General features: G+C 69.4%; 19 protein-coding genes. 12 read left to right on the top strand and 7 right to left on the bottom strand.

Annotation, left to right across the window (positions count from 1 at the left end):
• The first annotated feature begins 206 nt into the window (after positions 1-206).
• From ACIGDI_RS11145 to ACIGDI_RS11105, 9 genes are all read left to right on the top strand, one after another.
• Complete coding sequence (locus tag ACIGDI_RS11145; RefSeq protein WP_399893850.1) at positions 207-2,405, top strand: ABC transporter family substrate-binding protein; 2,199 nt, start codon at positions 207-209, stop codon at positions 2,403-2,405.
• A gap of 123 nt (positions 2,406-2,528) precedes the next feature.
• Positions 2,529-3,194: a hypothetical protein gene (locus tag ACIGDI_RS11140; RefSeq protein WP_399893847.1), complete on the top strand. Its 666-nt coding sequence runs from the start codon at positions 2,529-2,531 to the stop codon at positions 3,192-3,194.
• Between the two features lie 135 nt (positions 3,195-3,329).
• Complete coding sequence (gene typA, locus ACIGDI_RS11135) at positions 3,330-5,237, top strand: translational GTPase TypA (RefSeq protein WP_200704868.1); 1,908 nt, start codon at positions 3,330-3,332, stop codon at positions 5,235-5,237.
• Between the two features lie 642 nt (positions 5,238-5,879).
• Positions 5,880-7,505 carry an ABC transporter substrate-binding protein gene (locus ACIGDI_RS11130; protein WP_399893843.1) on the top strand — a complete coding sequence of 542 codons (1,626 nt, stop codon included), beginning with the start codon at positions 5,880-5,882 and terminating at the stop codon, positions 7,503-7,505.
• Positions 7,506-7,643: 138 nt separating this feature from the next.
• Positions 7,644-8,576 carry an ABC transporter permease gene (locus ACIGDI_RS11125; protein WP_384817879.1) on the top strand — a complete coding sequence of 311 codons (933 nt, stop codon included), beginning with the start codon at positions 7,644-7,646 and terminating at the stop codon, positions 8,574-8,576.
• Entirely contained in the window at positions 8,569-9,519 is a 951-nt protein-coding gene (locus tag ACIGDI_RS11120) for an ABC transporter permease (protein WP_399893840.1), read from the top strand. Before ACIGDI_RS11125 ends, ACIGDI_RS11120 begins: the two co-directional genes overlap by 8 nt.
• Before the next feature lie 11 nt (positions 9,520-9,530).
• Positions 9,531-10,580 (top strand): ABC transporter ATP-binding protein, encoded by a 1,050-nt coding sequence (locus ACIGDI_RS11115; protein WP_399893837.1) that lies wholly within the window; start codon positions 9,531-9,533, stop codon positions 10,578-10,580.
• On the top strand, positions 10,573-11,718 hold the full coding sequence (locus tag ACIGDI_RS11110) for an ABC transporter ATP-binding protein (RefSeq protein WP_399893834.1): 1,146 nt from the start codon (positions 10,573-10,575) through the stop codon (positions 11,716-11,718). The genes ACIGDI_RS11115 and ACIGDI_RS11110 overlap by 8 nt, the downstream gene beginning before the upstream one ends.
• 415 nt (positions 11,719-12,133) lie before the next feature.
• Positions 12,134-12,523: a VOC family protein gene (locus ACIGDI_RS11105; RefSeq protein ID WP_399893831.1), complete on the top strand. Its 390-nt coding sequence runs from the start codon at positions 12,134-12,136 to the stop codon at positions 12,521-12,523.
• Here ACIGDI_RS11105 and ACIGDI_RS11100 read toward each other — a convergent pair.
• The 7 genes from ACIGDI_RS11100 to ACIGDI_RS11070 form a co-directional block, all read right to left on the bottom strand.
• On the bottom strand, positions 12,516-13,505 hold the full coding sequence (locus ACIGDI_RS11100; protein WP_399893828.1) for an ABC transporter ATP-binding protein: 990 nt from the start codon (positions 13,503-13,505) through the stop codon (positions 12,516-12,518). The two genes, ACIGDI_RS11105 and ACIGDI_RS11100, sit on opposite strands and share 8 nt — an antisense overlap.
• The gene (locus tag ACIGDI_RS11095) at positions 13,502-14,500 is read right to left on the bottom strand and encodes an ABC transporter ATP-binding protein (protein ID WP_399893825.1); all 999 of its coding nucleotides are present in this window, start codon (positions 14,498-14,500) and stop codon (positions 13,502-13,504) included. Before ACIGDI_RS11095 ends, ACIGDI_RS11100 begins: the two co-directional genes overlap by 4 nt.
• Positions 14,497-15,408 carry an ABC transporter permease gene (locus ACIGDI_RS11090; RefSeq protein ID WP_399893822.1) on the bottom strand — a complete coding sequence of 304 codons (912 nt, stop codon included), beginning with the start codon at positions 15,406-15,408 and terminating at the stop codon, positions 14,497-14,499. The genes ACIGDI_RS11095 and ACIGDI_RS11090 overlap by 4 nt, the downstream gene beginning before the upstream one ends.
• Complete coding sequence (locus tag ACIGDI_RS11085) at positions 15,405-16,436, bottom strand: ABC transporter permease (RefSeq protein WP_399893819.1); 1,032 nt, start codon at positions 16,434-16,436, stop codon at positions 15,405-15,407. Before ACIGDI_RS11085 ends, ACIGDI_RS11090 begins: the two co-directional genes overlap by 4 nt.
• 7 nt (positions 16,437-16,443) lie before the next feature.
• Positions 16,444-18,315 carry an ABC transporter substrate-binding protein gene (locus ACIGDI_RS11080; RefSeq protein ID WP_399893816.1) on the bottom strand — a complete coding sequence of 624 codons (1,872 nt, stop codon included), beginning with the start codon at positions 18,313-18,315 and terminating at the stop codon, positions 16,444-16,446.
• A gap of 228 nt (positions 18,316-18,543) precedes the next feature.
• Positions 18,544-19,284, bottom strand: a complete 741-nt coding sequence (locus tag ACIGDI_RS11075) for a class I SAM-dependent methyltransferase (protein ID WP_399893813.1) — start codon at positions 19,282-19,284, stop codon at positions 18,544-18,546.
• A 99-nt stretch (positions 19,285-19,383) separates the two neighbouring features.
• Positions 19,384-20,427: an amidohydrolase family protein gene (locus ACIGDI_RS11070; protein WP_399893810.1), complete on the bottom strand. Its 1,044-nt coding sequence runs from the start codon at positions 20,425-20,427 to the stop codon at positions 19,384-19,386.
• Between the two features lie 112 nt (positions 20,428-20,539).
• Between ACIGDI_RS11070 and ACIGDI_RS11065 the strand changes: the two genes are divergently transcribed.
• The 3 genes from ACIGDI_RS11065 to ACIGDI_RS11055 are packed head-to-tail and all read left to right on the top strand — an operon-like array spanning position 20,540 to position 24,080.
• On the top strand, positions 20,540-22,177 hold the full coding sequence (locus tag ACIGDI_RS11065) for an ABC transporter substrate-binding protein (RefSeq protein WP_399893808.1): 1,638 nt from the start codon (positions 20,540-20,542) through the stop codon (positions 22,175-22,177).
• A 6-nt stretch (positions 22,178-22,183) separates the two neighbouring features.
• Entirely contained in the window at positions 22,184-23,107 is a 924-nt protein-coding gene (locus ACIGDI_RS11060) for an ABC transporter permease (protein ID WP_399893805.1), read from the top strand.
• Positions 23,100-24,080 carry an ABC transporter permease gene (locus ACIGDI_RS11055; protein WP_399893802.1) on the top strand — a complete coding sequence of 327 codons (981 nt, stop codon included), beginning with the start codon at positions 23,100-23,102 and terminating at the stop codon, positions 24,078-24,080. Before ACIGDI_RS11060 ends, ACIGDI_RS11055 begins: the two co-directional genes overlap by 8 nt.
• Positions 24,081-24,088: the final 8 nt, after the last annotated feature.

Raw genomic sequence — 24,088 nt, 5'->3', positions numbered from 1 at the left:
ACGCCCGCATGCGCTTCTTGTGCGCCGGGATGCGCGTTGCGCCCATCGGGTGGCCTTGGCCGCCCCGCCGCCGTGTCGCCCCCGGCAGGCGAACCCTTTCCTCTTCAGTGGTGCCGTAGATCTGATCAACTCCAAAATACCGCCAAATGTGATCAGAAGCCTTATTCACGGCTTGGGCGGGAGCGGCTCCCCGGAGGTAACCAGAGATGTCCCACGACGGCGTCGGACCGCGCGCAGTGACGCGATCGGTAGCCTTCCTCACCGCGGGCGCCCTGGCGGTGCCCCTGCTCGCCGGATGCGGTTCCGACGACGAGTCGGGCAAGCCGCTGGCCGGGCCGGAGATCGCCCCCGCCGCCCGCGCCCAGGTCGCCGACGGCGGCACTCTGCGCTGGGCCGTCGACGACGTGCCGGAGACCCTCAACACCTTCCAGTCGGACGCCGACGCCGTCACCGGCCGGATCGCCCAGGCCGTCCTGCCGTCCATGTACCGGCAGGACGCGGCCGGCCGCCCGGTGCGCAACGCCGACTACCTGGAGTCCGCCAAGGTCGTCGACACCGAGCCCAAGCAGGTCGTGCTGTACAAGCTGAACCAGCAGGCGGTGTGGAGCGACGGCCGCGAGATCGGCGCCGCCGACTTCGCCGCCCAGTGGCGCGCCCTGTCCGGCAAGGACGGCGCCTACTGGACCGCCCGCAACGCCGGCTACGACCGCATCGAGAAGATCGAGCGCGGGGCCAACGACCTCCAGGTCAAGGTCACCTTCGCCCGGCCGTACGCCGACTGGCAGTCGCTGTTCTCGCCGCTGTACCCGAAGGACGTCATGGGCACCCCCGACTCCTTCAACGACGGGGCCCGCCGCGCGCTCAAGGTCACCGCGGGGCCGTTCGCCGTCCAGAAGGTCGACCGCAAGGACGACCGGGTCACCCTCGTCCGCAACCCGCGCTGGTGGGGGCACCCCGCCAAGCTCTCCGAGATCGACCTGGAGGCCGTGGCGCGCGACAAGCGCGCCGAAGTGCTGGCCGCCGGGAAGATCGACCTGGCCGAGATCGACCCCGCCGACGCCGAACGCATCGACCTCGCGGCCCGGGCCAAGGGCACGAGCACCCCGCTGCAGGGCGCCTCCCCACTGCTCGGCCCCGGCGGCGGCCGCCTCGCCGCCAAGTCGCTGCGCTCCTGGGTGCGGGCCCACGACGGCGAACTGTCCGACAGCCGGCTGCGCGCCCTGAAGAAGCGGCTCAGGCAGCTCGAGCGGAAGGAGAAGCAGCAGGCGAACCTGCGCGGCTTCGAGGTCCGCAAGTCGCTGGAGCCCGCCTACACCCAGCTCGCCCTCAACGGCTCCGCGGGCCCCCTCGCCGACGAACGCGTCCGCCGTGCCGTCGCCCGCGCCCTGGACCGCAAGGCCCTCGCCGAGACCGTCCTCAAGCCGCTCGGGCTGCCCGCCCAGCCGGTCGGCAGCCACCTCGCGCTGGCCGGACAGGCCGCCTACGCCGACAACAGCGGCGCCATCGGAGGCCAGGACACCGCGGAGGCGCAGGCGCTGCTCGCCGACGCCGGATGGGTGCGCGGCGGTCCCGTCAAGCCGCAGAAGAAGAAGGGCGACAAGGCCGCGGGCAGCCAGGGGAAGAAGGCGCGGGAGACGTCCGAGGACAGCGACGGCACCTACATCGTGGGCGAGGACAACAAGGCGGACGACCGCAAGGACCGCGGCGGCGAGGACGGGGCCAAGCACCTCGCGGACGGCAAGCAGTACGGCGACGGGCACCTGCGGCAGGGCGGGGCGGCCGGCGCCTACGCCCCCAAGGGCACGGCCGCCCCGGCCGGCGCCTCCTCCGGTCTGCTCGCCAAGGACGGCAAGCCGCTCGTCCTGCGCTTCGTGATCCCCTCCGGCCCCGGCTCCGAGACCCTGCGCACCGTCGCCGAGCGGATCGGCACCATGCTGGCGCGGGTCGGCATCCGTACCGACATCACCAAGGTCTCCGACGACAGCTACTTCAAGGACCACATCGCCAGCGGCGAGTACGACCTCGCCCTGTACTCCTGGCCCGCGTCCGCCTTCCCCGCGACCGACGCCCGGCCCATCTACGCCAAGCCGGTCCCGGCCGCCGACGGCTCCCTGAACGTCGAGCAGAACTACACCCGCGTCGGCACCGACCAGGTCGACCAGCTCTTCGACCAGGCGGCGTCCACGCTGGACAGCGGCGAGAACCACGCCCTGATCCGCAAGGCCGACTCCCGCATCTGGGCCGCGGCCGGCTCCATCCCCCTCTACCAGCGCCCCCAGCTGACGGCGGCCCGCAAAACCCTCGTCAACACCGGCGCCTTCGGCTTCCAGACGCCGGTGTACGAGGACATGGGCTTCCTGAGGAAGGGAGCGAAGCCGTCGGCGAGCGCGTCGGCGAAGGGGTGAGGGCGCGGTAGCTCAGGGGTCGCTCAAGTCGATTGCGGTCACCGCCCGGTGTCCGGACCATGAAACCGGTATGGATCATGGTGCGGGCGCCGGGCGTCCGTGCGCGGGGGAACGGGGACGGGCATGCGTGGTACGAGCCGGGGAAGCTGGGCGGTGGGGCTCGCGGCGGTGACGCTGGCGGCGGGGCTGACGGGGTGCACCGGGGGCGGAAAGAGCCACGGCGCGGAGGCCAGGGCCGTGGTGAAGGCCTGCGCCGACGGCACCTTCACCTGGTCCGGGATCAGGAGGACGGACGAGCTGACCGGCGTGTCCGAGATGGAGGTGCTGGGCGCCGGCGGCGGCCCACTCACCGACACGGTGCGGCGCGTGCATACGCCCCGCCCCTCGGTGCGCGCGACGGGGCCGGACCTGTCCGCCGCCGAGGTCCTCTTCTCGCTGGGCAAGAGGATCGGCGAGATCGACTCCGACGCGCGCACCCTTGCCGAGGACGACGAGGGCACGACGTACACCTTCACGGACGTGCACGCCAAGGCCCCGACGCTGGGCAACCGCATCACCCGGACCCATGGAGCCGGGCACATCGTGCAGTACGCCGGAGTGCGAATGGTGGAGGGTGACTTCCGCTACTCCTGTCCCGGGGACGGGATCACCACGGGCCACGCGCGCAACTGGACGGTCGACATGGCCGGAATCCTCGACTGCCAGACGGATGTCGGGCACTCCGTCCTCGCCCGTCAGGCGGCCGGGCGCTCCTGCGAACCGGGCTCTCCGGCCACCCGGAAGCGCTGACGCCGGCCGCCCGCGCGAGCCGCCGCGGCCGACGCCCCGTACCATGGGGTGAGGCCGTGGCGTGTCCAGCCCGGCAGGGTCCGCGTATCACCGACGTACGTGCTGGCCTTCCTCACACTCCAGGAGTACGCCTTCATGGCCACGCGCCACGACATCCGTAACGTCGCCATCGTCGCCCACGTCGACCACGGCAAGACGACCATCGTCGACGGAATGCTGAAGCAGGCCGGCGCCTTCGCCGCCCACCAGCTCGACTCGGTCGACGACCGCATGATGGACTCGAACGACCTGGAGCGTGAGAAGGGCATCACGATCCTCGCCAAGAACACGGCGGTGAAGTACCACCCCAAGGACGGCGGGGACGTCATCACCATCAACATCATCGACACCCCCGGCCACGCCGACTTCGGCGGCGAGGTCGAGCGTGGTCTGTCGATGGTCGACGGCGTCGTGCTGCTCGTCGACGCCTCCGAGGGCCCGCTTCCGCAGACCCGCTTCGTCCTGCGCAAGGCCCTGCAGCAGCGCCTGCCCGTCATCCTGTGCATCAACAAGACGGACCGCCCGGACTCCCGAATCGACGAGGTCGTCAACGAGACCTACGACCTCTTCCTCGACCTGGACGCGGACGAGGAGCAGATCGAGTTCCCGATCGTCTACGCCTGCGGCCGTGACGGCATCGCCTCGCTGACCAAGCCGGAGAACGGCACCGTGCCGGCGGACTCCAACAGCCTGGAGCCGTTCTTCTCCACGATCCTGGAGCACATCCCGGCCCCCACCTACGACGAGGCCGCCCCGCTCCAGGCCCACGTCACCAACCTGGACGCCGACAACTTCCTCGGCCGTATCGCGCTGCTCCGCGTCGAGCAGGGCGAGCTGCGCAAGGGCCAGACCGTCGCGTGGATCAAGCGGGACGGCTCCATCGCCAACGTCCGCATCTCCGAGCTGATGATGACCGAGGCGCTGACCCGCAAGCCGGCCGAGATGGCCGGCCCCGGTGACATCTGCGCCGTCGCCGGTATCCCGGACATCATGATCGGCGAGACGCTGGCCGACCCGGAGAACCCGATCCCGCTGCCGCTGATCACGGTCGACGAGCCCGCGATCTCCATGACCATCGGCACCAACACCTCGCCGTTGGTCGGCCGTGGCGGCACCGGCAAGGGCGCCGACAACAAGGCGGCCGTCAAGGACCGCAAGGTGACCGCCCGTCAGGTCAAGGACCGGCTGGACCGCGAGCTGATCGGTAACGTCAGCCTGCGCGTGCTGGAGACCGAGCGCCCGGACGCCTGGGAGGTCCAGGGCCGTGGTGAGCTGGCGCTGGCCATCCTCGTGGAGACCATGCGCCGGGAGGGCTACGAGCTGACGGTCGGCAAGCCGCAGGTCGTGACGAAGGACGTGGACGGCAAGGTCTACGAGCCCGTCGAGCGCATGACCGTCGACGTCCCCGAGGAGCACATGGGCGCGGTCACGCAGCTCATGGGCGTCCGCAAGGGCCGGATGGACAACATGTCCAACCACGGCTCGGGCTGGGTGCGCATGGAGTTCGTCGTGCCCTCGCGCGGACTCATCGGCTTCCGGACCGAGTTCCTGACCCAGACCCGCGGCACCGGTATCGGCCACTCCATCCATGAGGGCTTCGAGCCCTGGTTCGGCACCCTGCAGACCCGTAACAACGGTTCCCTGGTCGCCGACCGCGCGGGTGCCGTCACGGCGTTCGCCATGACGAACCTTCAGGAGCGCGGCGTGCTGTTCGTCGAGCCCGGCACCGAGGTGTACGAGGGCATGATCGTCGGCGAGAACTCCCGCGCCGACGACATGGACGTCAACATCACCAAGGAGAAGAAGCTCACCAACATGCGGTCCTCGACGGCCGACGTGGCCGAGTCGATCGTGCCGCCGCGCAAGCTGTCGCTGGAGCAGTCGCTGGAGTTCTGCCGCGACGACGAGTGCGTCGAGGTGACCCCGGAGGCCGTCCGCATCCGCAAGGTGAACCTGGACGCCCGCGAGCGCGCCCGCGCGGCCAGCAGGGCCAAGCACGGCTGATTCAGGCCGTCGTACGACGTTGCCGGGCGCTCCGCGAAGGCGGGGCGCCCGGTTTCGCGTTGTGACGCAGGCGACCCGGCAGGGGTGACGGCGTGGCAGGGGGGCGGCGCCGCAGGGATAGGGAAAACCCTACTTCTGGTTCCGGATCGGCAAAACGCGGAAGGGGCCGCATTACCCTGCTGGCAGTGTGGTCCTTTGCTCCCCCTGTGAGTGCCGTTCAACGGCATTGCGGCGCAGGTCTGTTGGCCGAAAGCCGTGCGGGCGGAGGAGCTGTCGGCGTCGATGCACAGCCGCTGGGGAACCGCAAGCGAATTTTCATGCCCTCCGCGTCCGGTATACGGACATGCGGGTCCGATAGGTGTGTAACAAGTCCGTTTCGCAGGGATCTTTCGGCAAACCCTTTGTCCGGATTTTGGAAGATGTACGCGTCAGGTGTGATCGAACCGAGACCTTGTGGGTGTGGTTCGGCCAGGGCGCATGGCAGATAGTTAGGCGCGTAGAGCTCGGATCAACGGGTCACGCGCTGCAGGCGGCGCCGACTCACGAGCGCGGGGGACACCTGACCGTTTCAGGCACCGGTGACGGTGACGTGTCATGTGTCCCTCCATGCGGTGAACCAATGGACTCATGAGGAGGAGCCCCATGCGTGGTGCCAAGAGCGCCAAGTGGGTTGCGATAGCTGCGGTTGTGGCGCTGGGGGCCACTGCGTGTGGCGGTGGCGGGGACAGCAAGGGCGACAGCAAGGCCGCGGTCGACCCGAACGGGATTTTCTCGGTCGAGTCCGGTGAGCCGCAGAACCCGCTGCAGCCGGCCAACACCATGGAGTCCTACGGCAGCCTTGTCGTCAAGTCGCTGTTCTCGCAGCTGGTCAGCTACGACTCCGCGGGCAAGATCGTCATGGTCAACGCCCAGTCGGTGGACAGCAAGGACAACAAGACCTTCACGGTCAAGCTGAAGTCGGGCTGGAAGTTCCACGACGGCACCCCGGTCACCGCCACGTCGTACGTCAAGGCGTGGAACTGGGCGGCGAACCCGGCCAACAAGCAGACCAACAGCTTCTGGTTCTCCGACATCCAGGGCTACGACCAGGTCGCGCCGGCCAAGGGCAAGCCCAAGGCCACCGAGATGTCCGGTCTGAAGGTCGTCGACGACAACACCTTCACCATCACGCTCTCCAAGGCCATGCCGTACTTCGTGTACAAGCTCGGCTACGAGGTCTTCTCGCCGCTGCCGGAGTCCTTCTACAAGGACCCGAAGGCCGCCGGCGAGCACCCGATCGGCAACGGCCCGTACAAGTTCGTCAGCTGGCAGCACAAGAAGCAGATCCAGGTCGCGAAGTACGCCGACTACAAGGGTCCGGACGCGGCCAAGAACGGCGGCGTGATCTTCAAGAACTACGCCAGCCCCGAGACGGCGTACGAGGACCTCAAGTCCGGCAACGTCGACGTCCTCACCCAGATCGCCCCCAAGGACCTGCCCGTCTACAAGCAGGACCTCGGCAGCCGCGCGATCGACCAGTCGTTCTCCGCGATCCAGACGATCGCCGTGGCGTACTACACCAAGCAGTGGAAGAACATCGACCCCAAGGTCATCCAGGGCCTGTCGATGGCGATCGACCGCAACACCATCACCAAGACCGTCCTGAACAACACCCGTGAGCCCGCCACCGGCTGGGTCGCCAAGGGTGTTCTGGGCTACAAGCCGAACGTCGCGGGTGACGTCACCACGTACAACCCGACGAAGGCCAAGCAGCTCATCAAGGAAGGCGGCGGCGTTCCGGGCAACAAGATCTCCATCCAGTTCAACGCCGACGGCGGTCACAAGGACTGGGTCGACGCGGTCTGCAACTCCATCACCAACGCGACCGGCGTGAAGTGCGTCGGCGACTCCAAGGCCGACTTCCAGGCCGACCTGAACGCGCGTGACGCGCACCAGGTCAAGTCGCTGTACCGCTCCGGCTGGGTGCTGGACTACCCGTTCATCGCCAACTTCATCCGTGACCTCTACGGCACGAAGTCGGACGGCAACCAGGGCGGCTTCTCCAACAAGAAGATCGACGAGGAGATCGCCGCCGCCGACAGCGCCGGCACGCTGGAGGAGTCGGAGCAGAAGTACCAGGAGATCGAGGCCCAGCTCAAGGACTCGATGCCGAGCATTCCGCTCTGGTACTACAAGGTCAACGCGGGCTACTCCGAGAAGGTCAGCGGCGTCAAGTTCAACCAGGCCGGCGACCCGATCCTGGAAAGCGTTCAGGTCGCGAAGAAGTAACCACAAGCCCGTATCCGGGGCGCGGAGGAGTCGCGCCCCGGCAACGGCCGTGGCTGGGGGGCCCTTTCCGCGCGCATCATTCAACGATGCGCGGGGAAAGGGCCCGTCGGCTGCCGCTGTGACTGACATGGAGGCACGATGGGGCGCTACGTCGCACGACGACTGCTCCAGATGATCCCGGTGTTCCTCGGGACAACCCTGCTGATCTTTCTCATGGTCTACGCCCTGCCCGGTGACCCCGTGCGCGGGCTGTTCGGCGACAAGGGCGGCAGCCCACAGGTGATTGCCCAGCTCAGGCACCAATACGGCCTGGACCAGCCGATCTGGATGCAGTACTGGCACTACATGAAGAACATGATCGTGCATGCCGACTTCGGCACGCAGATCGCGAGCGGCCGTCCGGTCACCGACGTCCTCGGCGACGCCTTCCCCGTGACCCTTCGCCTGGCCGCTCTCGCGTTCCTCATCGAGATGGTGTTCGGCATCGCGCTCGGCATCGTCGCGGGCCTGCGCGCAGGACGCATCACGGACAACGCCATCCTGCTGTTCACGCTGCTGCTGATCTCGGTGCCGGTGTTCGTCCTCGGTTACATCCTCAAGGTCATCTTCGCCTTCGACCTGAACTGGCTGCCGCCGAACGTCAACGACTCCACGAACGTCAACGAGTTGCTGATGCCGGCGATCGTGCTGGCGACCGCGTCACTGGCGTACGTGACCCGCCTCACCCGTACGTCGATCGCCGAGAACCTGCGGGCCGACTACATCCGCACGGCCGTCGCCAAGGGCCTGCCGAGGCGGCGTGTGGTGGGCGTGCACCTCATGCGCAACTCGCTGATCCCCGTGGTCACTTACCTCGGTACGGACATCGGCGCGCTGATGGGCGGCGCCGTCGTCACCGAAGGCCTGTTCAACATCCAGGGCATCGGCGGCACGATCGCCCAGTCGATCGTGCGCCGCGAGGGCACCACCCTGGTGGGTCTCGTGACCATCCTGGTCCTCGTGTACCTCCTCGCCAACCTGCTCGTAGACCTGCTTTACGCGGTCCTTGACCCGAGGATTCGCTATGCCTGACGTGACCAAGACCGTGCCCGAGGCCGCCGCCGAGGACGCCGCAGTCGCGGCCGCCGGCGGACCGCTGCCCGAGCCGAAGCCGGAGAAGACCCGCAGCCTGTGGGGCGACGCCTGGCAGGATCTGCGGCGCAGCTGGATCTTCATCGTCTCGGCGGGGCTCATCCTCCTGCTGCTGACGATCACCTTCTTCCCCGGCTGGTTCACCGGTGCCGACCCCACCCACGGCGACCTGGCCAAGCACTTCCTGCAGAAGCCGAAGATGGGCAACTTCTTCGACCCGGACTGGCTGGGCTACGACCAGCAGGGCCGCAGTGTCTACGCCCGTGTCATCTACGGTGCCCGGGCCTCCATCGCGGTGGGCTTCGGCACCACCATCGCGGTGACGCTCGTGGGCGGCCTGGTCGGCATGATCGCCGGCTACTTCGGCGGGATCGTCGACTCGATCCTGTCCCGGCTGACCGACGTGTTCTTCGGCATCCCGTTCCTGCTCGGCACCATGGTCGTGCTCAACTCCTTCCAGGACCGCACGACCTGGGTCGTCATCGGCGCGCTGAGCTTCTTCGGCTGGACCCAGATAGCCCGCGTGATGCGCGGCGCGGTGATCACCACCAAGCAGGCCGACTACGTGCACGCCGCCCAGGCCCTGGGCGCGAGCACGCCGCGCATCCTGTTCCGGCACATCCTGCCGAACACCCTGGCCCCGGTGATCGTCGTGGCCACCATCTCGCTCGGCGTCTACATCTCCGCCGAGGCGACCCTGTCGTACCTGGGCCTCGGCCTGAACGGCGTGTCCTGGGGCAACGACATCTCCGACGGCGGCAACCAGATCCGAGTGGCGCAGTGGATCATGCTGTACCCGTCGATCATGCTCATCATCACCGTGTTGGCGTTCATCATGCTCGGTGAGGCCGTCCGCAACGCCCTTGACCCGAAGATGCGCTGAGGGAGGCGTACGTGACCATCATCGAAGAAGTTTCCGTGCCCTCGCCGCGCGAAGGCGACGGCGGTCCGCTGCTCGAAGTGCGTGACCTGCACGTCGAGTTCCACACCCGCGAGGGCGTGGTCAAGGCCGTCAACGGCGTCAACTACAGCGTCGGCGCGGGCGAGACGCTCGCCGTCCTCGGCGAGTCGGGCTCCGGCAAGTCGGTGACCGCGCAGGCCATCATGGGCATCCTCGACATGCCTCCGGCGAAGATCCCGCACGGCGAGATCCGCTTCCGGGGCGAGGACATGCTCCAGATGTCCGGTGAGGACCGCCGCAAGATCCGCGGCCGGCGCATCGCCATGATCTTCCAGGACGCGCTCAGCTCGCTGAACCCGGTGCTGTCGGTCGGCTACCAGCTCGGCGAGATGTTCCGTGTCCACCACGGCATGTCCAAGAAGGACGCCAAGGCCAAGGCCATCGAGCTGATGGACCGGGTGAAGATCCCGGCCGCCGCGGCCCGGGTGAACGACTACCCGCACCAGTTCTCCGGCGGTATGCGCCAGCGCATCATGATCGCCATGGCGCTGGCCCTGGAGCCCGAGCTGATCATCGCCGACGAGCCGACCACGGCCCTCGACGTGACGGTCCAGGCCCAGGTGATGGACCTGCTCGCGGACCTGCAGCGCGAGTACAACATGGGCCTGATCCTGATCACCCACGACCTCGGCGTGGTCGCCGACGTCGCGGACAAGATCGCCGTGATGTACGCGGGCCGGATCGTCGAGACGGCCCCCGTCCACGAGCTGTACAAGCGGCCCGCGCACCCCTACACGCGCGGTCTGCTGGACTCGATCCCGCGCCTGGACCAGAAGGGCCAGGAGCTGTACGCGATCAAGGGTCTGCCGCCCAACCTGCTGCGCATCCCCACCGGTTGTGCCTTCAACCCGCGCTGCCCGAAGGCCCAGGACATCTGCCGCACGGACATCCCGCCCCTGCTGCCGGTGACCGAGCAGGACGGTGGCGAGCTGCCGGGCCGCGCCTCGGCCTGCCACTTCTGGAAGGAGACGCTCCATGGCTGAGCTCAGCAAGAACGACGAGCCGCAGGACGCCACGCCGAACGTCTCCGAGGTGGACGTCGTGGACGCCCACTCCGAGGAGGAGGCGGTCGCCGCCATCGAGGCGCCCGTCGAGCGGGGCGAGCCGATCCTTCAGGTGCGCGGCCTGGTCAAGCACTTCCCGCTGACCCAGGGCATCCTGTTCAAGAAGCAGGTCGGCGCGGTCAAGGCCGTCGACGGCGTCTCCTTCGACCTGCACCAGGGCGAGACCCTGGGCATCGTGGGCGAGTCCGGCTGCGGCAAGTCGACGGTGGCCAAGCTCCTGATGAACCTGGAGCGGGCGACGGCCGGCGAGATCTTCTACAAGGGCCAGGACATCACCAAGCTGTCCGGGCGCGCGCTGAAGGCGGTCCGCCGCAACATCCAGATGGTGTTCCAGGACCCGTACACCTCGCTCAACCCCCGTATGACGGTGGGCGACATCATCGGCGAGCCCTTCGACATCCACCCCGAGGTGGCCCCGAAGGGCGACCGGCGCCGCAAGGTGCAGGAGCTGCTGGACGTCGTCGGCCTCAACCCCGAGTACATCAACCGCTACCCGCACCAGTTCTCGGGCGGTCAGCGCCAGCGCATCGGCATCGCCCGCGGCCTGGCCCTCAACCCCGAGATCATCATCTGCGACGAGCCGGTCTCGGCCCTGGACGTGTCCGTCCAGGCCCAGGTCATCAACCTGATGGAGCGACTGCAGGACGAGTTCAACCTCTCCTACATCTTCATCGCGCACGACCTGTCGATCGTCCGGCACATCTCGGACCGTGTGGGTGTGATGTACCTCGGCAAGATGGCCGAGATCGGCACCGACGAGCAGATCTACGACCACCCGACGCACCCCTACACCCAGGCGCTGCTGTCGGCGGTCCCCGTGCCGGACCCGGAGGCCCGCGACCACCGCGAGCGGATCATCCTGACCGGTGACGTGCCCTCCCCGGCCAACCCGCCCTCCGGCTGCCGCTTCCGCACCCGGTGCTGGAAGGCCCAGGACAAGTGCGCCGAGGAGGTCCCGCTGCTCGCGATCCCGGAGCGCTTCAAGGACACCGACTCCCCGGCGGCCCACGAGTCGGCCTGCCACTTCGCGGAGGAGAAGGACGTCGTCCACGCGTAGCCTGCGGCGGCTGAGCGGTTCGTTCCCGGTACCCCGAGTTGCAGGGGGTGCCGGGAACTTGCGTTTCGGGGGGCGGGGCGATGTGCGGCTGCGGCGCCGTCGTGGTCGGTCGCGCAGTTCCCCGCGCCCCTTGGGTGTTTCCGGTGCCCCCTCACTTGGGGTGCTGGGAACTTTCGTTTCGGGGGTGGGGCGTTGTGCGGCTGCGGGGTCGTTGTGGCTGGTCTCGCAGTTCCCCGCGCCCCTTGGGTGTTTTCGGTACCCCCTCACTTGGGGTGCCGGGGACTTGCGTTTCGGGGGTGGGGCGTTGTGCGATTGCGGGGTCGTTGTGGCTGGTCGCGCAGTTTCCCGCGCCCCTTGGGTGTTTTCGGTACCCCGCTCTCCGGGGGTGCGGCGTTGTCGTGGAAAGAAGGCCGAGTTGCTGCATCACGTCGAGTTGTGGGTGCCGGATCTGGGCCGGGCGGTGGGGGAGTGGGGCTGGCTGCTGGAGCGGCTCGGATGGACGCCGTACCAGGAGTGGGAGCGGGGCAGGAGCTGGCGGGCGGCCGGGACCTACCTGGTCGTCGAGGAGTCCGCGGCGATGAACGGCACCGCCCACGACCGGATGCGGCCCGGCCTCAACCACCTGGCCTTCCACGTCGGTTCGCGGTCCGGCGTCGACGCGCTGGCCGAGGCCGGTCCGGCGCACGGCTGGCAGCCGCTCTTCGCCGAGCGCTACCCGTATGCCGGCGGGCCCGGCCACTACGCCGCCTACCTCGCCAACTCCGACGGGTTCGAGGTCGAGTTGGTGGCGCGCGAGGCTACGTAGTCACCCGTGCCCGTGCCCAGTGGCAGGCCACCTGGGCCTCGCCGCTGCCGGCCAGGATCTCCAGGTCCCGGGTCCGGCAGGCGTCCGCCACCCCGGCGCGTTCCGCCTCGCCGCCCGCCAGGATCTGGCAGCGGGCGTGGAAGCGGCAGCCGGAGGGGATGCGGGAGGGGTCGGGGGGTTCGCCGGTCAGGACGACCGGGGCGCCGGGCGCCTCCGGGAGGACCGACAGCAGGGCCTGGGTGTACGGGTGCCGGGGTGCCGTCAGGACCTGCTCCACCGTGCCCGTCTCCACGATCCGCCCCAGGTACATCACCGCCACCCGGTCGGCGACGTTCCACGCCAGCCCCAGGTCGTGCGTCACCACCAGCGCGGACAGGCTCAGTTCGGTGCGCAGACGCAGCAGCAGGGAGAGGATCTCACCGCGCACGGAGGCGTCCAGCGAGGCCACCGGCTCGTCGGCGACGATGAGTTCGGGCTGCAGGACCAACGCGCCCGCGATGACGACCCGTTGGCGCTGGCCCCCGGACAACTCGTGCGGGTAGCGCAGGAAGAACCGCTCGGGGGGCCGCAGTCCGGCACGGGAGAGGGCCTCGGCGACCGCCGCCCGCTCGTCGCCCGGATGCCCGTGGATGCGCAGCCCCTCGGCCACCGCCTCGTACACCGTGTGCCGCGGGTTCAGCGAGCCGCTGGGGTCCTGCAGGACCAGCTGGACGCGTCGGCGGTAGGCCTTCAGCGCCCGGGAGGAGTACTCCAGCGGCTTCCCGTCGAAGCGGACGCTCCCCGAGGACGGTTCGACCAGCCCCAGCAGCGAGCGCGCCAGTGTCGTCTTGCCGCAGCCCGACTCGCCGACCAGCGCCACGATCTCCCCGGCGCCGATGTCGAGCTCCACGCCGTCCACCGCCCGGGCGGGCGCGGCGCCGTGGCGGCCGGGGAAGGTCACGTGCAGGTCCCGCGCGCTCAGCAGGGGCGCCGGAGTCGTCATGTCGTGCTCCTCACGTCCTCCGCCGGGCCGGCCGGCGGCGGAACCGTCGCCCCGACGTGCACACAGGCCGCCCGGCGTCCCGCACCGGCCTCCCGGAGCCACTGGTCCTCGACCGCGCACGCGCCGAGGGCGACCGGGCAGCGCGGGTGGAAGGTGCAGCCGGAGGGCAGGTCCGCCGGGTCGGGCGGGTCACCGGCCAGGCCGCGCGGGGCGAACCGGGACGCCGGATCGCCGATGCGCGGGAACGCCGACGACAGGGCCTTGCCGTAGGGGTGCAGGGCGTCTTCGTACACGGCCCGCGCGGGGCCCTCCTCCACCACCCGGCCCGCGTACATCACGGCCAGCCGGTCGCAGGTGTCGGCGAGGACCGCCAGATCATGGCTGATCATGATCAGGCCCAGCTCCTGCTCGGACACCAGCTGTTCGATGAGCCGGAGGATCTGCGCCTGGATCATCACGTCCAGGGCGGTGGTCGGCTCGTCGGCGATGACGAGCCGCGGGTCGCAGGCCAGCGCCATGGCGATCATGACGCGCTGCCGCTGGCCGCCGGAGAGCTCGTGCGGATACGCCCGCGCCCGCGCGCCCGGCAGGCCCACCTGCTCCAGCAGCTCACCGGCCCGCCGCTTCGCCGCCGCCGGCGTCGCGTCGCCGTGCAGCAGGATCGGCTCGGCGATCTGGTCGCCGACCCGGTGCACGGGGTTGAGCGAGTGCATGGCCCCCTGGAAGACGATCGAGGCGCCCGCCCAGCGCACCGCGCGCACCCGCCCCCACCGCATCGTCAGGACGTCCTCGCCGTCGAGCAGGACCTGCCCGCCCACCTTCGTGCCGGCCGGCAGCAGCCGCAGCAGGGCCAGCGCCAGCGTGGACTTGCCGCAGCCCGACTCACCGGCGACCCCGAGCTTGCGGCCCGCCTCAAGCGACAGGTCCACACCCCGTACGGCCTCGGCCCCGCCCGGATACGTCACGGTCAGATCCCGGACCTCCAGCAGCGTCAACGGGCCACCCCCAGCCTGGGATTGAGCACGGACTCCACGGCCCGGCCGCACAGCGTGAACGCCAGCGCCACCAGGGCGATCGCGATGCCCGGCGGCACCAGGTACCACCAGTCGCCGGCGCTGACCGCGCCCGCCTCGCGCGCGTCCTGCAGCAGCCCGCCCCACGAGATCACCGTGGGATCGCCGAGCCCGAGGAACGCGAGCGTCGCCTCGGCGAGGACGGACGAGGAGATCATCAGCGTGGTCTGCGCCAGCACCAGCGGCATCACGTTGGGCAGCACGTGCCGGCTCATGATGTGCCAGTGCCCGCCGCCGAGCGCCTTCGCCCGTTCGATGTACGGCCGTGACTCCACCGCCAGTGTCTGGGCGCGCACCAGCCGGGCCGTCGTCGGCCAGGAGGTGACGCCGATGGCGAGGATCACCGTGCCCAGGGAGCGGGTCATCACGGTGGCCAGCGCGATGGCGAGGACCAGCGCCGGCATCACCAGGAACCAGTCGGTGATCCGCATCAGCACGGTCGCGTACGCGCCCTTGAAGTGCCCGGCGGTGACCCCGACGACCGTGCCGATCACCACCGACAGCACGGCCGCGAGCAGCCCGACCAGCAGCGAGACGCGCGAGCCCCACACCACCAGCCCCAGCACACTGCGCCCGAACCGGTCGGTGCCCAGCGGGAAGTCGAGGCTCGGCGCCTGCAGCGGATCGCCGGGTGCGTCGGTCACGCCGGCCACGCCGGAGCCGACGGTCAGCGGCGCGGTCAGCGCCATCAGGGCGAACAGGACGAGCGCGGCCAGGCCGATCACTCCTGCGCGGTGGGTGCGGTAGCTGCGCCAGAACCGGGCGGCGGACAGGCGGCGGCGCTGCCAGGCGAGCCGGCCGGGCGTCGTTGGCGCCACGTCGGTCGTCATCGGCCCACCCGGGGGTCGAGCAGCGGATAGAGCAGGTCGGCCAGCGTGTTCATGACGATCACCGCCGAGGCGAAGAAGAGGAACAGGCCCTGCACGAGCGGCAGGTCGGGCACGCTCAGCGCCTGGTAGAACAGTCCGCCCAGGCCCGGCCAGGAGAAGACGGTCTCGACCAGGATGACGCCGGCGACGGTCCGGCCGAGGTTGACGAAGACGAGGGTGACCGTGGGCAGCAGGGCGTTCGGTACGGCGTGCCGGCGGCGCACCAGGTCGTCCCTGAGCCCCTTGGCGCGGGCCGTCGTGAGGTAGTCGCTGCCCATCTCGTCCAGCAGCGCCGAGCGGGTGACGAGCAGCGTCTGGCCGTACTCGACCGCGACCAGGGTGATCACCGGCAGGACCAGGTGGTGGCCGACGTCGAGGACGTAGGCGAAGCCCTCCTTGCCGCCCGACTCCATGCCGCCGGTCGGGAACAGCCCGGGGATCGGGCCGAGGCCCACGGCGAACACGATGATCATCAGCAGGCCGAGCCAGAAAGACGGGACGGAGTAGAGGGTGAGCGCCAGGCCGGTGTTGAGCTTGTCGCCGAGCCTTCCGTGCCGCCAGGCCGAGCGGGTGCCGAGGAACATGCCGAGCGCGGTGTAGAGCACGAAGGCGGTGCCGGTCAGCAGCAGGGTGTTCGGCAGCGCCTCCGTGATCTTGTCGATGACCGGGGCGCGGAACTGGTACGAGGTGCCCAGGTCACCGGTGAGCGCCTTGCGGCAGTAGTCGGTGAACTGCTCCCACATCGGCAGGTCGAGCCCGAACTCACGGCGGTACTCGGCAAGTTGGGCGGCCGAGACCGGCCGGCCGCCCGTCATGGTCTTGACCGGGTCGCCCGGGATCAGCCGGAACAGGAAGAACCCGGTGACCAGGACGGCCAGCAGCGAGACGGCGGCACCGCCCGCCTTGCCGGCCACGTACCGGGGATAGGCGGTGCCGGTACGGGGCCGTCTCGCCCGGGCGACGGGCGCGGTGACTGCGTCGGAGACCATGAACCACCTATTCGCGGTCGTCGGCGGTCGTACGGCGGCGCATCGCGAAGAACACCCCGGCCGCGGCGAGGACCACGACCCCCGCTACTACGCCGACGATCACCCCGGTCGAGGAACCCCCGGAGGAGGAGCCGGAGTCCGCCGGCACGGCCGACCACCAGCTCCAGTAGCCGTCCTGGCCGTAGATGTTGCCGGCGGACTTCGGCATCGTCTCGATCGACTTGATCTGGTCGGTGCGGTAGGCCTCGACGGCGTTCGGGTACGCCATGACGTTCATGTACCCCAGGTCGTACAGCCGCGACTCCATCTGCTTGACGATGTCGGCCCGTTTGGCGGAGTCGTACTCGGCGAGCTGCTTGGAGTACAGCTCGTCGTAGGGCTTGTCGCAGATGAAGTTGTCGGTCGCGCCGGTGTCCTTCGGGGTGGCCGGCAGGGCGCCGCAGGTGTGGATCGACAGCACGAAGTCGGGGTCGGGGTTGACCGACCAGCCGTCGAAGGCGAGGTCGTACTTCCCGGCGAGCCAGGGGTCGGTGACGTTGTCCAGGCAGTCCAGGGTCATGCCGATGCCGAGCTTGCCCCACCACTCCTTGAGGTACTGGCCGACCGCCTTGTCGTTGGGGTCGGTGGCGTGGCACAGGACGCGGTAGTTCAGCGGCTTGCCGTTCTTGCCCGCTCGCTTGCCGTCGGCGTTCTTCTTGTAGCCCGCCTGGTCCAGGAGTCGAGCGGCCTTCGCGGGATCGTAGGAGAGGTCCTGGCTCGTGGAGGGCTTCCAGAAGTACGTCGAGAAGCGGGGCGGGATGTAGCCCTGGCCCTCGACCGCGTGGCCCTGGAACACCTTGTCGATGACGGCCTTGCGGTCGACCGCCATGAACAGCGCGTTGCGCACCCGCTGGTCCAGCAGGGAGGGGTCGCCGTCGCCGAACTTCTGGCCGTTCCGCGCCTTCGCGCCCGGGTTGGTGGCCAGGGCGTAGAAGCGGCGGCCGGGGCCCTCGTTGACGTGGATGTCCTTCTGGCCCTTGAGGGAGGCCGCCTGAGCGGGCGTCAGGGCGGGCTGGCCCGCCACGAAGGAGACCTCGCCCTTGCGCAGGGCGGCCACCGCGGCGTCCTGGTCCTTGTAGTACTTGAAGACCAGCTCGTCGAACTTGGGCGCCCCGCGCCAGAAGTCCTTGTTGGCCTTCAGCCGGACGTAGCTGTCCGCCTTGTAGTCGGTGAGCACGAACGGGCCGTCACCGACGATGGGGAAGGACTTGTCGTTGTTGAACTTCGAGAAGTCCTTGACGTCCTTCCAGATGTGCTCGGGCACGATCGGCACGTCCAGCGCCGTCATCGTCGCCTGCGGCTTCTTCAGCCGGATGACCAGCTGGGAGGGGCTCGGGGCGGACACCGTGCGGAAGTTGGCGACGAAACTGCCGTTCGCCGTGGCCGCCGCCTCGTCGGTCATCATCTTGTTGAACGTCCAGGCCGCGTCCTGGGCGGTGACCTTCTGTCCGTCCGACCACTTGGCGCCGGAGCGGATGGTGTACGTCCAGGTGAGCTTGTCGGCGGACGGCTTCCAGCTGGTGGCGAGGCCCGGCACGGGGTGCGCGTCCCCGGGGTCGTAGTCGGTGAGGTACTCGTACGTCAGCCGCAGGATGCTGGTGCTGAGCAGCCGTACCGCGAGGAAGGGGCTGAGCGAGTCGACGCTCTGGGCGACCGCGACGGTGAGCGTCTTCTTGCCCTCGGCCGCCTGGGCCCGCTGGGGCGCCGGGTTGAGCGGGGTCGCGAGGCCTGCCGAGACGGTCAGGGCGACGGCGCCGGCGGCCGCGACGAGCCGGGCCGTGCGGTGGCGTGGGCTTCTCGGCTGTGAACGCCTGGTGCCGTGCTGGTCTTGTGGACTCATGAATCGTGACCTCGCGTCATCGCTCGCACAGGGAGGGCTTGTTCGGACTTCAGGACCGGGTTCCGCCTGGTGACGCCAGCTGGGTGATGAGTGTGTCTATCAGCGGGTGTCTTCGCCCGTCAACGGCCCACCAAACCTGATGTGGCCTGCGGAAACGGTGATTTGATGTTCGATCCGGCCAATATTGGTAGAGACCGGTGAAGGGGCCCTGGTGGAGGGCTGGCGCCGTCAGAGGACGGATTCGGCCACCGTGATGATCTCGTGACTGTCGGCCTTCAGCGGGCCGCGTTCCCAGTCGCCGTACTGTTCCGTCACGCGAAGGCCCGCGCCGTCGAGCGACCTTGACAGAGCGTCGGCCGAGAGGAAGCGCCGGGTGGAGCGGCAGCTCTGCGGGCGGGGCCAGGGGGCGCCCTCGAACGTCGTCGTGAAGGTCACCCGTTCGCCGCCGCCGGTCCCCTCCACCTCGCGCCACACCCGTACGGCACGGCCGTCCGGGCCGGCGACGCGGCGCGCGTGCTCCGGCGTCCACTCCGACCAGGCGCCCGCCGCCGGATTCCGGGTGCCGAACACGAACCGCCCACCGGGGGCCAGCGCGGCGCGCACACCGCTCAGCGCGAGCCGCAGCTCCTCGTCGCCCACGAGCACCTGGAAGGTGTGCCCGGTCATCAGGACCAGCTCGAACTCGCCACCCCAGGCCCGCGATCCCAGATCCCCGAGCACCCATTCGACGCCGGGTTCGCGACGCCGTGCCTGGACGAGCATCGCGGCGGCCGGATCCAGCCCGGTCAGCCGCCCCCGGTGCCCCGCCCGACGGGCCCGCGCGAGCAGCCGGCCGGTGCCGCAGCCCGCGTCGAGCACCGACCCGGCGGACATCGCCAGACCCAGACAGAAGTCGTCGCCCGGCCCCCACGGGTGGAGGGCGTCGTAGAGGGAGGCGAGGGAAAGATCGGCGAACGATCGGTCGACCACGCGCGGAAGTGTGTCACAAGCCACCGAACGCAAGGACGTGAACAACCGTCTTCTTGCCTCACTCGACGCCGCTTCTTGCTTTCGCCGTTTCCCGGCCCCTCAGCGCACCACCATCCCGCGCAGCACGATGCGCCGCGGATGCCGCAGCACCCCGGGCTCGCGGCGCGGATCGGTGTCGTAGACGGTGATGTCGGCCAGGGCGCCCTCGGTGAGACCGGTCAGTCCCAGGAAGGCGCGGGCGGTCCAACTGGCCGCGCCGACCGCACGCTCGGCGGGCAGACCGGCCGCGATCAGGTGCTCCACCTCCGCGGCGACGTTGCCGAAGGGCGCGGAGTCGGTGCCGGCCAGCACGGTGACTCCGGCGTCGTGGGCCTCGCGCACCCTGCGGATCATGGTCGCGTGGCCCGCGTGCCACAGGCGTCCGCGCGCGGTGTCCCTGGGGCGGTGCGGGGCGCTGCGGGCGAAGGCGGTGAGCGTGGGCACGTACACCGTGCCCTGCCCGGCCATGAGTCCGACGCACTCCGCGGGCATCGCCATCCCGTGCTCCACGGAGTCCACCCCCGCCCGGACGGCGTTCAGCACACCCGCGGCCGACTGACAGTGCGCCGCCACCCGTCCGCCTGCCGCGTGCACCGCGTCGGTGACGGCGCGCAGCACCTCGTACGGCACCGGGTCCGCCTCGAAGTCCCAGTCGCCCATGAGCTTGCACCAGCCGTCGTGCGCCGCCGCCTCGGCGACCGCCGCCGCGACCAGGTCGTCGGTGACGGTGTGGAACGGCGCGCTCCGTGACAGGCCGGCCCAGGCCGGCCAGCGCCCCGCGGTCACCATCCGGGGCGCGTCCGGCGCCTCGCGCAGCCCGGCCGGTATCTCGCCGAGCAGCCCGGGAAAGCGCAGCGCCGTCGTGCCCGCGTCCCGGTGCCGGGCGACCTGCGCGGCGAACACCTCGGGATCGAACGTCGTTTCGTCATCCGGCCGGCTGCCCGGATGTGTGTGCACGTCGACCAGACCGGGGAGCAGGAACCCTCCGTCGGCCACGGTGTCGGCCGGCTGCGACGGGCGGTCGAAGGTGATCCGGTCGCCGAGCGTCCACAGGTCCCGGACCGACCCGTCGGGCAGCACGGTTCCGCGCAGGTGAAGGGGCATGTGGGCGGAGCCTATCGGGCGCCGTCCTGCGAATGGGTGCGTCGGAGTGCGGGGTGTTCGTATTGATCACATATTGGCCCGTAACGGACCGGTATTCCTGAGGAGGCACTCCATGCGCGGAGCCACGCACGCCAAGTGGGCCGCATGCGCGGCGGCGGTCGCGCTCGCCGCGACGGCCTGTGGTGGCGGTGGGAGCGACAGTGGAAGCGGCAGCGGGTCCGGCGGCGGGGTGCTCAGCTCGTCCTGGGGTGATCCGCAGAACCCGTTGGAACCGGCCAACACCAACGAGGTGCAGGGCGGCAAGGTCCTGGACATGATCTTCCGCGGGCTGAAGCGGTACGACCCCAAGACGGGCGCCGCCCAGGACATGCTCGCCGAGAAGATCGACACCACGGACTCGCAGAACTTCACCATCACCGTCAAGAGCGGCTGGAAGTTCAGCAACGGCGAGGCGGTCACCGCCAAGTCCTTCGTCGACGCGTGGAACTACGGCGCCAGCCTGAAGAACAACCAGAAGAACGCGTACTTCTTCGGCTACATCGAGGGCTACGACAAGACGCACCCGGACACCGGCAAGCAGACCGCGGACACCCTCTCGGGCCTCAAGGTCACCGGCGACCTCACCTTCACCGTCAAGCTCACCCAGAAGTTCTCGACCTTCCCCGACACCCTCGGCTACGCGGCCTACTCCCCGCTGCCGCAGGCGTTCTTCAACGACCACGCCAACTGGATCAAGAAGCCGGTCGGCAACGGCCCGTACACCGTGCAGTCGTACACCAAGGGCTCGAAGATGTCGCTGCGCAAGTGGGACGCCTACCCCGGCACCGACAAGGCGCAGAACGGCGGCGTCGACCTCAAGGTCTACACCGACAACAACACCGCCTACACCGACCTGATGGCGGGCAACCTCGACCTCGTCGACGACATCCCCGCCGCCCAGCTCAAGAACGTCAAGAACGACCTCGGCGACCGCTACCTCAACACCCCCGCCGGCATCATCCAGACGCTCGCGTTCCCGTACTACGACAAGGCCTGGAACACGAGCGGCTCGGTGAAGGTCCGCAAGGGCCTGTCCATGGCGATCAACCGCCAGCAGATCACCCAGACGATCTTCCAGAAGACCCGCACCCCCGCCACCGACTGGACCTCGCCCGTGCTCGGCACCAAGGGCGGCTTCCAGGACGGGCTGTGCGGGGACGGCTGCACCTACAACCCGAGCCAGGCCAAGAAGCTCGTCCAGGAGGGCGGCGGCCTGCCCGGCGGACAGGTCAAGATCACGTACAACGCGGACACCGGCTCGCACAAGGAGTGGGTGGACGCCGTCTGCAACTCCATCAACAACGCCCTCGGCAACGACAAGGCCTGCGTCGGCAACCCGGTCGGCACCTTCGCGGACTTCCGCAACCAGATCGGGCAGCACAAGATGACCGGGCCGTTCCGGGCCGGCTGGCAGATGGACTACCCGCTCATCCAGAACTTCCTGCAGCCGCTCTACTACACCAACGCCTCCTCCAACGACGGCCAGTGGTCCGACAAGGACTTCGACAACCTCGTCAACCAGGCCAACGCCGAGACCGACACCGCCAAGGCGATCGGCATCTTCCAGAACGCCGAGAAGGTCGTCCGCGACAACATGGCCGCCATCCCGCTGTGGTACCAGAACGGCAGCGCCGGCTGGTCCGACCGCCTGTCGAACGTGGCCCTCAACCCGTTCAGCGTCCCGGTGTACAACGAGATCAAGGTCGGCTGAGCCCCCATGGGCAGGTACGTGCTCCGGCGTCTGCTCCAGATGATCCCGGTGTTCATCGGGGCCACGCTGCTGATCTTCCTGATGGTGAACGTGATGGGCGACCCCATCGCGGGCCTGTGCGGCGAGCGGCAGTGCGACCCGGCCACGGCCGCCCAGCTGAAGAAGGAGTTCGGGCTCGACAAGCCCGTGTGGCAGCAATACCTGACCTACATGGGGAACGTCTTCACCGGCGACTTCGGCACCGCCTTCAACGGGCAGAAGGTGACCGAGCTGATGGCGACGGCGTTCCCCGTCACCATCCGCCTGACGATCGTCGCGATCTTCTTCGAGATCGTCATCGGCATCACGCTGGGCGTCATCACGGGCCTGAAGCGGGGCCGCCCCGTCGACACCTCCGTCCTCCTCCTCACCCTCGTCGTCATCTCCGTCCCCACCTTCGTCACCGGCCTGCTGCTGCAACTGCTGCTCGGCGTCGAGTGGGGCTGGATCAAACCCTCGGTCTCCCCGGAGGCCACCTTCGGCGAGCTGATCGTGCCGGGCCTGGTCCTCGCCTCGGTCTCCCTCGCCTACGTCACCCGGCTGACCCGCACCTCCATCGCCGAGAACCGCCGCTCCGACTACGTCCGCACCGCCGTCGCCAAGGGCCTGCCCCGGCAGCGGGTGATCGTCCGGCACCTGCTGCGCAACTCCCTGATCCCCGTGGTCACCTTCATCGGCACCGACATCGGCGCCCTGATGGGCGGCGCCATCGTCACCGAGCGGATCTTCAACATCCACGGCGTCGGCTACCAGCTCTACCAGGGCATCCTCCGGCAGAACACCCAGACCGTCGTCGGCTTCGTGACCGTCCTCGTCCTCGTCTTCCTGGTCGCCAACCTGCTCGTCGACCTCCTGTACGCCGTACTCGACCCGAGGATCCGCTATGCCTGAGCAGCCGTACGAACCGGAGGGCGCCATCGCCGGCACCGGCATGGGCGGCGCGATGGACCTCGCGACGAGCGAGGCGACGACCCTCGAGAAGACGCCGGGCGGACCGGAGGGCACCGGCCCGGCCGGCAAGCCCCGCTCACTGTGGTCGGACGCCTGGCGCGACCTGCGCCGCAACCCCGTCTTCATCATCGCGGGCGTCGTCATCCTCTTCCTGGTCTTCATCTCCCTGTGGCCCTCGTCCATCACCTGGATGAGCCCCCTCAAGTGCGACCTGGCCAAGGCCCAGCAGGGCTCCCAGCCCGGTCACCCCTTCGGCTTCGACGGCCAGGGCTGCGACGTCTACACGCGCACCGTCTACGGCACCCGTACGTCCGTCACGGTCGGCGTCTGCGCCACGCTCGGCGTCGCGCTCCTCGGCTCGGTGCTGGGCGGCCTCGCGGGCTTCTTCGGCGGCGCGTGGGACTCGTTCCTCTCCCGAATCACCGACATCTTCTTCGCCATCCCGGTCGTGCTGGGCGGTCTGGTCCTGCTGTCGGTGGTGACCAGCAACACCGTGTGGCCGGTCGTCGGTTTCATCGTGCTGCTGGGCTGGCCGCAGATCGCCCGCATCGGCCGCGGCTCCGTCATCACCGCCAAGCAGAACGACTACGTCCAGGCCGCCCGCTCCCTCGGCGCCTCCAACTCCCGCATCCTGCTGCGGCACATCGCGCCCAACGCGGTCGCCCCGGTGATCGTCGTCGCCACCATCGCGCTCGGCACCTACATCGCCCTGGAAGCCACCCTGTCCTTCCTCGGCGTCGGCCTGAAACCCCCGAACGTCAGCTGGGGCATCGACATCTCCGCCGCCTCCCCCTACATCCGCAACGCCCCGCACATGCTCCTGTGGCCGGCCGGCGCCCTCGCCATCACCGTCCTCGCCTTCATCATGCTCGGCGACGCCGTCCGCGACGCCCTCGACCCGAAGCTGAGGTGAGCCGTCGT

The organism is Streptomyces sp. NPDC085900 (assembly GCF_044540925.1).
Classification (GTDB): Bacteria; Actinomycetota; Actinomycetes; order Streptomycetales; family Streptomycetaceae; genus Streptomyces; species Streptomyces gilvifuscus.
Note: the sequence above shows the minus strand (reverse complement) of the source record. Positions and strands in the feature narration are given on the sequence as shown.